Source organism: Streptococcus agalactiae ATCC 13813, assembly GCF_000186445.1.
In the GTDB taxonomy this organism is placed as follows: Bacteria; Bacillota; Bacilli; order Lactobacillales; family Streptococcaceae; genus Streptococcus; species Streptococcus agalactiae.
This window is the reverse complement of record NZ_GL636070.1, coordinates 79,733-90,831: the sequence shown is the minus strand read 5'-3', so window position 1 is coordinate 90,831 and position 11,099 is coordinate 79,733. Positions and strand designations below refer to the sequence as shown.

Annotated in this window: 9 protein-coding genes and 1 pseudogene; 4 read left to right on the top strand and 6 right to left on the bottom strand. The window is 34.1% G+C overall.

The window, feature by feature from the left end; all coding sequences use genetic code 11:
• The 3 genes from HMPREF9171_RS112430 to argF form a co-directional block, all read right to left on the bottom strand.
• On the bottom strand, positions 1 to 532 hold a 532-nt coding region (locus HMPREF9171_RS112430; RefSeq protein WP_001114286.1), incomplete at its 3' end, for a hypothetical protein.
• 93 nt (positions 533 to 625) lie between these two features.
• On the bottom strand, positions 626 to 1,552 hold the full coding sequence (gene arcC / locus HMPREF9171_RS112435) for a carbamate kinase (RefSeq protein ID WP_001074357.1): 927 nt from the start codon (positions 1,550 to 1,552) through the stop codon (positions 626 to 628).
• An 11-nt stretch (positions 1,553 to 1,563) separates the two neighbouring features.
• On the bottom strand, positions 1,564 to 2,562 hold the full coding sequence (gene argF / locus HMPREF9171_RS112440; RefSeq protein ID WP_000793624.1) for an ornithine carbamoyltransferase: 999 nt from the start codon (positions 2,560 to 2,562) through the stop codon (positions 1,564 to 1,566).
• Between the two features lie 102 nt (positions 2,563 to 2,664).
• Between argF and HMPREF9171_RS112445 the strand changes: the two genes are divergently transcribed.
• The 4 genes and pseudogenes from HMPREF9171_RS112445 (at position 2,665) to HMPREF9171_RS112455 (ending at position 7,250) form a co-directional block, all read left to right on the top strand.
• Complete coding sequence (locus tag HMPREF9171_RS112445) at positions 2,665 to 3,960, top strand: ATP-binding protein (protein WP_000884293.1); 1,296 nt, start codon at positions 2,665 to 2,667, stop codon at positions 3,958 to 3,960.
• Positions 3,957 to 4,789, top strand: a pseudogene (locus HMPREF9171_RS01000000112870) (DNA-binding domain-containing protein). The gene HMPREF9171_RS112445 and the pseudogene HMPREF9171_RS01000000112870 overlap by 4 nt, the downstream one beginning before the upstream one ends.
• Positions 4,790 to 5,010: 221 nt before the next feature.
• On the top strand, positions 5,011 to 5,733 hold the full coding sequence (locus tag HMPREF9171_RS112450; protein WP_000622721.1) for an ABC transporter ATP-binding protein: 723 nt from the start codon (positions 5,011 to 5,013) through the stop codon (positions 5,731 to 5,733).
• Positions 5,734 to 5,735: 2 nt separating this feature from the next.
• Positions 5,736 to 7,250: an ABC transporter permease/substrate-binding protein gene (locus HMPREF9171_RS112455; protein ID WP_000209279.1), complete on the top strand. Its 1,515-nt coding sequence runs from the start codon at positions 5,736 to 5,738 to the stop codon at positions 7,248 to 7,250.
• Positions 7,251 to 7,328: 78 nt separating this feature from the next.
• Here HMPREF9171_RS112455 and mprF read toward each other — a convergent pair whose 3' ends face one another.
• The 3 genes from mprF to HMPREF9171_RS112470 all read right to left on the bottom strand — a co-directional run bounded on the left by mprF (position 7,329) and on the right by HMPREF9171_RS112470 (position 11,086).
• Positions 7,329 to 9,869 carry a bifunctional lysylphosphatidylglycerol flippase/synthetase MprF gene (gene mprF / locus HMPREF9171_RS112460; protein WP_000733239.1) on the bottom strand — a complete coding sequence of 847 codons (2,541 nt, stop codon included), beginning with the start codon at positions 9,867 to 9,869 and terminating at the stop codon, positions 7,329 to 7,331.
• Positions 9,853 to 10,596 (bottom strand): alpha/beta fold hydrolase, encoded by a 744-nt coding sequence (locus tag HMPREF9171_RS112465; RefSeq protein WP_000138571.1) that lies wholly within the window; start codon positions 10,594 to 10,596, stop codon positions 9,853 to 9,855. The genes mprF and HMPREF9171_RS112465 overlap by 17 nt, the downstream gene beginning before the upstream one ends.
• A 133-nt stretch (positions 10,597 to 10,729) precedes the next feature.
• Complete coding sequence (locus HMPREF9171_RS112470; protein WP_000105934.1) at positions 10,730 to 11,086, bottom strand: DUF1304 domain-containing protein; 357 nt, start codon at positions 11,084 to 11,086, stop codon at positions 10,730 to 10,732.
• Positions 11,087 to 11,099: the final 13 nt, after the last annotated feature.

The window sequence follows — 11,099 nt, the reverse complement described above, 5'->3', positions numbered from 1 at the left end:
CTAAAACCATCAATAAGGAAACTAAAAATATCAATAAAAACTCTCTACCTTTGGTTTTCTTTGTTAAAGCTAGAAGACCAGACTCAAAAGCGCCACTCTTTCTAACTACTCCTATCATGCCTCCAAGTACCATGATAAATACCATAATATCAACAGCTTCAATGGTTCCATTTACCATACTAGTCGTCACGGAGCCAATGCCTGCCGGATTTTGCTTCAAACGTTTGTAAGTATTTGGAACTGAAACTGGCTTACTAATAGCACCAGAAGTAAATTCTTTAATTTTAATTTTGACATTCATCTTATCCAACTGTGTTTGCGTTGCTGGAACATGAACTGTCTTACCATTTGGATCTGTTACTACTAGTTTGGATGATGCTGTATCAAATTGTAATTTTGAATAGGACCCAGCAGGTATCCACCATGTAGCCAAAACCGAAAAGATTGTTAAAATGAATAATATTGTAAAGGCACCTGGCATTCGAAAACCTTTACTCTTTTTGTTTTCACTGTTTGTCATTTTTTCTGGCATGACACGCCTCCTCTATAATAAAAATAGATTGACTTCATCAGAAAAAGTGCAAAGATGAAGGTTAAATAATCATTTCTTTGCACTTATCTGAGATTACTTAGTTATACGTGTTCCTAATTTCCCATCTAATGCATCTTCTAAACCATTTAATGAGGTGATTAAGGCTGTTCCTTTCGGATTGTGATCTAAGAAACTCATACAGGCTATTACTTTAGGTAACATACTTCCTTTTGCAAACTCACCTTGGTTAACGTAATCAATCATTTGATTCTCATTAACCTCTGTTAAAGCTTTTTGATTTTCTTTACCAAATTGAGTATAAACATAATCAACTGCAGTGAGAATAATCAATTGATCCGCAGCTAGTTCTCCTGCTAACAGTGCACTAGATTTGTCTTTATCAATAACAGCTGCAATACCTTCATAACCTCCCTTATTAATGACAGGGATGCCTCCACCTCCACCTGCGATAACTAGGGTATCATTTTCAATAAGTGTTTTAATGCTATTAATTTCGATGATTTTTTTAGGTTCAGGTGAAGCAACAACACGACGATACCCTCGTCCAGCGTCTTCTACGAAAGTATACCCTTTCTCTATAGCAATCTTTTCTGATGTCTCCTTATCATAAAAGGTACCTATAGGCTTGGTAGGTGCGCTAAATGCTTGATCTGATTCATCCACCTCAATTTGGGTAATAATTGTAGCAACTTCCTTATTTATTCCTTCTTGACGTAATTCATTTAAAAGGCTCTGTTGGAGATGATAGCCTATGTATCCTTGGCTCATTGCTCCACATTCTGGAAAAGGAAAATTAGTTCCTTGACCACTCTCAGCCGCAAAATTCATTCCTAAATTAATGGCACCAACTTGTGGTCCATTACCATGACTTACAACAATTTCGTGTCCCTTTTTTATCAAGGCCACCAATGATTTTGCAGTATGTTTTACTAATCTTAATTGTTCTTCTGGAGAATTTCCTAAGGCATTTCCTCCTAGTGCAACAACAATTTTTGCCATGAAAATTCCTCCTAATCACCTAAAGTTGCTACCATAACTGCTTTAATAGTATGCATACGATTTTCAGCTTCTTGGAAAACAACTGAGTGAGGGCCTTCAAAAACTTCATCTGATACTTCCATTTCCTTCAAACCATATTTTTCATAAATGTCGTATCCAACTTTAGTATCTATATTATGAAATGAGGGCAAGCAATGCTCGAAAATAACGTTTGGATTTTCTGTCATATTAAGCATTTCTTGGGTAATACGATAGGGTTCTAAAAGAGCTATTCTTTCTTTCCAAACTTCATCCGGTTCTCCCATTGAAACCCAAACATCTGTATATAGGACGTCTGAATCTCTGACGCCTTCTGCAATATCATCAGTGATTTCAATAGAAGCACCAGTAGTTTTCGCAATTTCTTGACATTTAGAGAGTAGTTCAGGATCTGGCTCTAATTCTTTAGGACAAACCAAATGATAAGTCATGCCTACAATAGAAGCACCGATCATCAAGGCATTAGCGACATTGTTACGTCCATCACCCACATACGTAAAGCGAATATCTTTATAGGGCTTATGTAAGCATTCCTTAGCGGTCAGAAAATCGGCTAGTACTTGCGTTGGATGATCAGCATCGGTTAAACCATTCCACACAGGAACTCCTGAAAATTCGGCTAAAGTCTCAACTGTTTCTTGAGAAAATCCACGATACTCAATACCATCATACATACCACCTAGCACACGCGCAGTGTCTTTTGAGGTCTCTTTTTTACCCATCTGACTGCCTGTTGGACCTAAATAAGTAACATGAGCTCCTTGATCGTGAGCAGCAACTTCAAAAGCGCAACGTGTCCGTGTAGAATCTTTTTCAAAAATCAAAGCGATATTTTTACCAACAAGTTTTTGTTGTTCAATTCCTGCGTATTTAGCACGTTTTAAATCTTCTGAAAGTTTTAAAAGAAATTCAACTTCTGCTGTACTAAAATCCAATAAAGTAAGAAAACTACGGTTACGTAAATTTTTCATTGCTTATTGCCTCCTTTTTTTTTATACTCTTATTGTAGATAGCGCTTTCAAAAATAATCAAAATTCATCAAAAATCTTCAAAAAAACTTTAAGGACATTTATATGCTAGATATATTATCAGAAAAACATCTAGAAAGAAGGCAGCGTATTATTATCTCTGCAATAGCTATCGCCTTAGCTGCTCAAATCAATATCTCAATACTTGCTGATGGGTTTATTATGACCTTATCTTTGTTCATTTTGCCTGTCTTTTTATATTTTAATGACGACATTAATCCAATTCTTCTCTGTCTAGGAATTACTTTTGCTTCTCCTATCTTCAGAGGAATCATATTAAGTATCGCTGGCGAGGCTGAGATTCATCAAATAATTGAATTCGTTTTAACTGATATGGCGTTTTATATTTGTTATGGCATCACCTTTTATACTATTTATTGGCATCGTTCCTATCGTAATAAAGGTACTTTTTTCTTTTCTATCATTATTTGTGATTATTTTGCCAACCTTGTAGAAATTAGTTTTCTCATAAAGTTTAACAATTATACTATAACTATATTCGCTACTTTATTTGCCATAGCACTTTTGCGAGCTTTTATTAGTTGCGCTGTGGCTTATACTTATAGTTATCTATCACTTCTCTTACAAAAAGACGATCACGAACGTCGATACTATTATTTTATGTGGTCAACTTCAGCCGTCAAAAGCGAGGTTTATTTTATGCAAAAAAATATCATTGAAATTGAAAACATCATGAAAAATGCTTATTTATTAGATAAAGAGTTATCCAAATATCACCTACCTAAAGAATACCAACACCTCTCTCTAGATATTTCGCGGGACGTTCACGAAGTTAAGAAAGATTACCAAAATATTATTAAAGGCTTAGGAACCTATTTTAGTGTAAAAAATGAATCAACTATGGCATTGAAAGATATCTTTCAAATTGTTTTATCTTATACTAGGAGTATTATTCAATTTCGGCATCAAGATATCATTATTCTCGAAAATAATAAATGTAATTTGATAATATCAAACTATTACTATTTACTAACCATTATTTCCAATATCGTTTTAAATGCAGTAGAAGCTATTGATAAACAAAAAAAGGGTACAATCAGTATTCACACAGAAGAATTAGAAGATTTTATTAAAATTGAGATTAGTGATAACGGACCAGGAATACCTGATAAAATGAAACACATGATTTTCAAACCTGGATTTTCGACTAAATTTGATGCTAATGGTGATATCTATCGAGGAATCGGGCTATCCCACGTGCGTATTTTAATGGAAGAGCAATATCAAGGAACGATAACTGTTTGTCCTAATCAGCCAAATGGAACAACATTTACACTGTTATTCCGTAAAAATCGATTTAAGTTAGGAGATAATACGTGAAATTCTATATTATTGATGATGACCCCACTATCACTATGATTTTACAAAATATTATTGAAGAAGATTTCAATAATACAGTAGTCAGAGTGAATAATGTCTCCAGTAAGGCATACAACGAATTGCTGATTGCAGATGTTGATATCGTATTGATTGATTTATTAATGCCAATATTAGACGGTGTAACATTAGTCCAAAAATCTATAAACAGCGTTCCGATTTAAAATTTATTGTGATTTCCCAAGTCAAAGATAATGATTTACGACAAGAAGCATATAAAGCAGGAATCGAATTTTTTATTAATAAACCCATTAATATTATTGAAGTAAAAAGCGTCGTGAAACGTGTCACTGATACTATCGAAATGCAAAAAAAATTAAATACAATCCAAAATCTCCTAGAAAATACGCCATCATATCAAAAGCCTATAACGACTAGTAACCTCACTAAAATCCGTTCAATACTCAGTTATTTAGGTATTACTTCAGAGACAGCCTATACAGATATTCTTAACATCTGTGAACTTTTATTAAAACAAGAATTAAATTTTGCCCAATTTGATTTTCAAAAAGAACTTTCTATCGATGAACACCAACAAAAAATCATTTTACAACGTATTCGTCGTGCCGTTAAAAAAGCTATGATAAATATGGCTCATCTGTACATTGATGATTTTGAAAATGAATTAACACTGCAATATGCTAATGCATTGTTTGGATTTCAGAATATCCATAATGAGGCACAACTTATTCAAGGAAAAAGCATGTATGGTGGTAAAATTTCTCTTAAACGTTTTTTCGATGAACTTATTTTACAGAGTAAAACGTTTTAAGACTTGTTTAAGCATGGCCTTATATACTATAACCATCCTAAAACTTTTCTTTTCATAAATCTCCAACAAACGCCTTGTCTATCGCAAGGTGTTTGTTTTTGCTTCTAGTTTATCGTTTCTGACAATTTAAATGTCAGATAGTTGTTTGAATGTCTACTTTATGCTAATATAACCCTAATATCATAAGACCTACACTCGTTACGCACTAGAAAGTAAATTACATGATTTCATTTGAAAATGTTAGTAAATCATATGGTGATCATACCATCATTGATAATATTAGTTGCCATATTCAAAGAGGAGAATTCTTTGTCCTTGTGGGGGCCAGTGGCAGTGGTAAAACTACCATCCTCAAGATGATTAATCGTCTCATCGAACCAAGCCAAGGCGCTATTACTTTAGATGGGGAAAACATTACATCACTTGATTTGCGACAATTACGCTTAGAAACTGGTTATGTCTTGCAACAAATTGCACTTTTCCCTAATTTAACAGTTGGAGAAAATATAGAACTTATCCCTGAAATGAAGGGCTGGTCAAAAGGTGACCAAAAAAAAGCTGCTAGTGACCTTCTTGATAAGGTGGGTTTACCTGCTAAGGACTACTTTAATCGCTATCCTCATGAGCTCTCTGGTGGGGAACAACAACGCATAGGTATCTTACGAGCAATCGTTGCTAAACCTAAGGTACTACTTATGGATGAGCCATTTTCTGCTTTAGACCCTATCTCAAGACGTCAATTACAAGATATCACCAAACAATTACAGTCTGAATTGGGTATTACATTAGTGTTTGTCACCCATGACATGAAAGAAGCTATGCGTCTTGCAGATAGAATTTGTGTTATTAAAGAAGGTAAGATAGTGCAATTGGATAGACCAGAAATAATTCAAAATAATCCCTCTGACCAATTTGTTAGAACCCTATTTGAAGAGGAGAACTGAGTATGACAACACTAATCACTACCTTTCAAGAGCGTTTTGGAGATTGGACTCAAAGTCTTATTGAACACCTCCAGCTATCACTACTAACACTTATTTTAGCAACTTTAATTGCTATTCCACTCGGTATCATCATTAGTCATTATAAAAAAATCAGTCATGTTGTCCTTCAGATAACTGGGATATTTCAAACAATTCCTTCTTTAGCCTTGCTTGGTTTATTTATACCTTTTATGGGAATTGGAACTGTACCAGCTGTCGTTGCACTAATTATTTACGCTCTATTTCCAATTTTACAAAATACTGTAACAGCATTGATGCAAATTGATGCTAATCTCATTGAGGCAGCAACTGCTTTTGGAATGACACGTTGGGAAAGGCTTAAAAAGTTTGAGTTAGCCTTAAGTATGCCTGTTATCATCTCAGGCATTAGAACTGCCTCTGTTATGATTATTGGTACAGCTACATTAGCTAGTCTTATCGGAGCTGGTGGCCTTGGATCATTTATTTTGTTAGGGATTGATCGCAACAATCCTTCTCTAATTCTCATAGGGGCAATCTCTTCTGCTGTCTTAGCTATTATATTTAGTGGTTTAATTGGATTATTAGAAAAGGCTAGATTACGAACCATAGCCGTTTCTGGTATACTTTTACTAGCAGGCTTAGGACTATCCTATGCTCCAAAATGGATGCCTGGAACAAATACTGCAACGATAACTGTTGCAGGGAAGTTAGGAACTGAACCAGATATTTTAATTAATATGTACAAAGAACTTATTGAGGATCAGACAGATATCAAAGTTAAGCTTAAACCTAATTTCGGAAAAACAACTTTCTTATATCAAGCCCTAAAATCTGGTGATATTGATCTTTACCCAGAGTTTACAGGTACTATTACATCAAGTTTACTTAAAAATCCTCCTAAAGTAAGTAATAACCCTAAACAGGTTTACAACTTAGCCAAAAACGGTATTTTAAAACAAGATAAGTTGTCACTTTTGTCACCTATGGCTTATCAAAACACCTACGCTGTAGCTGTTAAAAAAGATTACGCTGAAGCTAATCAACTCAAAAATATCAGTGACCTAAAAAAATTAGATAAACTAAAAGCTGGTTTCACTTTAGAATTTAAGGATAGAGAGGATGGGAGTATTGGTTTACAGAAACATTATGGTTTAAACCTTGATATCTCAACCTTAGAACCTGCTTTACGATACCAAGCTATCAATAGTAAAGATGTCAATATTATTGACGCTTACTCTACCGATAGTGAATTAATCCAGTATCAACTTCAAATTCTCAAAGACGATAAGCATCTATTTCCGCCATATCAAGGAGCACCGCTACTAAGGCAAGATACGATTAAAAAATACCCTCAAGTAAAAAAAGCTCTCAATAAACTTGCTGGTCATATCACTGAAAAAGAAATGCAAGAAATGAACTACCAAGTAGCTGTAAAGCATAAATCAGCAGCTACAGTAGCTAAACAATATTTAAAAGCACATCATATTATAAAGTAGATTCAAGCAATCAATGGTATTAAATGATTTAAAAAGAGCATGTCGCATGACATGCTCTTTTTAATTGCCAAATAAAGCTTATTTAACAATCTTAATTTTACTATCTTCCATTAATAGGGCACAAATAGCACAAATTAACCAGGACGAACGAGAACAAGAAATATAACGTTCCGACCACAATGGTGTAAACTTCTTCTTATACTTGTGTAAACCATTAAATGAGTAGAAATGACTACCGAAATGATAGACAAGATACGCCATTCTCTCTTTAGCAAAACTTGTTTCAACGCGACCAACTCCTGATAAAGGTGCCATCCCCAAATCAAAATAGTGGTATCCCTTCTCTTGATAATAAGAGAATAATGATAAAAAGAGGAAATCCATAACGCCATTCGGAATTTTCTGTTTATCGTGACGCATTAAATCAATAGAGATAATACTCTTTTCATAGTTTGGCATAATATTAGCAAAAGCAACAACTTCGTGTTCAGCATTTTTTACCAAAGCTATTGGGGCTTGTTGGAAATAATCTTTATTAAAATATCCTAGTGAGAAACCTTTTTCAGGACGTCCTTCTAACCAAGTATTAGAAATCTCTTCCAAACTATTTAGTAGCTCTTGACTATGTGGCGATTGTACAACTTCGAAATAGAAACCATCCTTTTCAACTCTATTTAGGGCATTTCTGAAAGGTTTGTACTTATTCCCTTTAAGAGTAAACGTTTCTAAATTAACTAAAGCATCCTCACCAACTTTCATAAAGTCAAAACCATACTCATGTAAAAGTAGTGTCAACTTCTGTCCAATACTGTAAAAAACAAGGTCATAGTCTAGCTTATCAGCATCATCAATAAACGATTCAATAGCTTCACGAATATAAGTGTCATCACCGGCTGGTTCACCCATAATAAGACATTTATTATTGACAATTACAAATTGGAAAGCAACGCAATCTTCTCCATTTTTTTGGTACCAGTAGAGCCTTTTATCATTTAAAAAGGCTAAACCGCTATCCGAAGAACCACCATAAGCTTGAAGTAGTTTTTTATAACGATCCACATTGAACACATCGCCAATCTGACAAGATTTTCCTTGTAAAATCTTAACCAAACATAAATAAACGAGAGTAAGAATCAACGTAGCCAATGCTATCGGCTCCCATGCTATGATATAATGCAGGCGTTCAATACTACCACCTGTAATATGAGCCCTGATAGGGAATAGTAGTCCTGCAATATAAAATAGAACTCCCATTAAACTAACGATAATGACTCCATCCTTAATACGCTCTTCCCAGCTATAAATAAATTGTTTTTTATAGAGAGTTGGCTTAATGACTAATAAGCCTAACAATAGTAAAATAAACCAGAAAGATAGTCGCCAACTAATATGACCTAAATTAAGATAAAACAATGTCAAAATAATCCAGATAATAGCAATTGGAAAAGCATTTTTCAGTTTTTGATCAATAGTTCTAGCTAAGAGAATAAAACAAACCCCCAGCAATAAACCTGGAAACTGCCATAACATTTGTTCTTGTAATGGGTCCAAGCCTAGCTTCTGCAACCACATAATATAAGTAATATTTTCAAAAAATGCTGTTGAAAATATTAAGAATGCACCTAAAATACGCATCAAATGGCTCACCATGGTTTGTAGAACAGTTGATACTAACTCTTTCGGGACATTTTCATAACGTTGATTTATTTGACTACCTAAATAATGGATAAAGAAATAGATACCTGCAAAGAATGGAATAATATAGTAGGCTAAACGATAAAGTAATAACCATGCAACCACAGTCTCTTTAGGTAGTCCCTCAGCAGCAAACCCCGTAAATAGAACTAGTTCAAAACTTCCTAATCCACCGGGAATAAGGGATACAATCCCCACGGCACAACCAATACAAAATAGTGGTAAAATTTTATAAACTGGTAGATGAATGCCCATTAAATAACCGATAATTATAAATGCTGCGGCCGCACATCCCCATTCAAAAAAAGAAACAACACCTAATTTTATACGAGTACTAGATGGCATATCTCCGAAATAATGGCTTCCTTTATGACCAGAAATCCAATAAATAACAGGAAAATACATACTAGCACCAATTAATACCAAATAATAGTAATCAACACTAGCTTTGGCATGAAAAATATGGCTCATGATTAAGGCAATCACACTAATAAATGATAGACCAGAAATAAGATAAGGTAAAAAACGAGTCACTTCTCTTAGGTCACTCTTCTCTTGACCTTTTTTACCATAAAAAGCCATGCGCAACCCAATATCGATTAAGCCACCGAATCCTGACAAGTTATTAAAAGTGTTGATACACCAACTAGTCTGTAAAATATACCTTTTGCTTTTATCTGTACGTAAAAGTCCATTCAGTACAAAGTCATATCCGGTTGTCGGTAAGACAGCGATAACCCCCACAAGGATAATTAAGAAAAGATTCATTGGAGATAATTGCCCAAAAACACTCTTTAGTTGCTCAACAGAAATAGTTCGTTTCAAATGAATCATTTCAACAATAATAAGCACTAAAACAGATATAAAAAATACAATTTTAATCACAGAAGTCAGTGATTTGACTTTTTCAATTAGCTTTTTCAACAATTTCTCCTTTCAACGTATCGTTGATAAACTTTTTTGCAATAATATTAAAAACATGGGAATCTTGCTTAATAATGTGATGCCCAAAGCCAACTAAAGAATAAAACTCCCCCCTTGGAAAATAAGAAGCAAGTCTCTTAGAATGATTTAACTTAATTATGTCCTTATTTCCAACCAAAACCATTACAGGAGTTGACACATGCTGTAAATCAGCTGGACTAATCTTCAAATCCTCCAACATAAGCGAAATAACTTGAGCTTTTTGCCTCATATACGGAAAGAGTTTCCCTAAATAGTGAAGGAATTTATAGGCAATCCTTACTAAAAGAATATCCCACCATCGCTGACCATGAATAGTCAGGTTCCCTGAATTAAGCAAAAGCCCTCTAACCATACCTGGAAACATCGTTTGAAAAACTAAAGCTAAATTAGCACCATCGCTATGGCCTACCAATATAACTTTATCAATCTCTAAATGAACTAAGATATCCTTTAAGTCAACTGCTATTTGCCTGAAACTAATGGTATTTAGCTTTGCATGACTTTTGCCATGCCCTCTACTATCCATAACAATAACTTGGTAATACTTAGAAAAATATGCTATTTGCTTATCAAAATAGCGACTACTTAAGCTATTGCCATGTAAAAAAACAATCGGTTGACCTTGACCAACGACACGATAATAAATATCTGAACCATCTTTAGTATGTAACCAGTTCTCAGTCATAACCAAAGTCACCTCTCTTTGAATTCGTAGTTATATTATACTATTTTTAAAGACAAATTACTTAAACTACCTGTATTATGAGAAAAAAATGATTACTAAAAGCCGTTCAACTAAATCGAACGGCTAAGTAGTATTAAAATAAGAATGTTAAAAGAGCTAATATAGGTAAACCACCCTGTTTTAATAAGATTTTTTTATCAACTGTCAAAGCACCATAGACAGCAACTAGCAACACATTGATTAAAAAAATAGCTACAATTTCTTGATTCTGTGAAATATATAACCCATAAAGTAGGAATAGGCCAATCAAGCCGTTGTATATACCTTGATTCTTAAAAAGTTTAATAACGGGTAAATATGACAACTCTTCTTTAGACATACTAAAAATCTTCCCAGTCATATTTGACTGGGTGGCTAACGTCTCCAAATACATAATATAAAAATGTTCCAAAGCAGTTAATGTTGCAATAATTATTGTTAAAGTAGACATATCTTCTCCTCCT

Bases quoted from the DNA above. Each gene is read 5' to 3' on its own strand.
- argF (WP_000793624.1), bottom strand. From the start codon at position 2,562: ATGAAAAATTTACGTAACCGTAGTTTTCTTACTTTATTGGATTTTAGT.
- HMPREF9171_RS112445 (WP_000884293.1), top strand. From the start codon at position 2,665: ATGCTAGATATATTATCAGAAAAACATCTAGAAAGAAGGCAGCGTATT.
- HMPREF9171_RS112455 (WP_000209279.1), top strand. From the start codon at position 5,736: ATGACAACACTAATCACTACCTTTCAAGAGCGTTTTGGAGATTGGACT.
- arcC (WP_001074357.1), bottom strand. From the start codon at position 1,552: ATGGCAAAAATTGTTGTTGCACTAGGAGGAAATGCCTTAGGAAATTCT.
- HMPREF9171_RS112465 (WP_000138571.1), bottom strand. From the start codon at position 10,596: ATGACTGAGAACTGGTTACATACTAAAGATGGTTCAGATATTTATTAT.
- HMPREF9171_RS112450 (WP_000622721.1), top strand. From the start codon at position 5,011: ATGATTTCATTTGAAAATGTTAGTAAATCATATGGTGATCATACCATC.
- HMPREF9171_RS112470 (WP_000105934.1), bottom strand. From the start codon at position 11,086: ATGTCTACTTTAACAATAATTATTGCAACATTAACTGCTTTGGAACAT.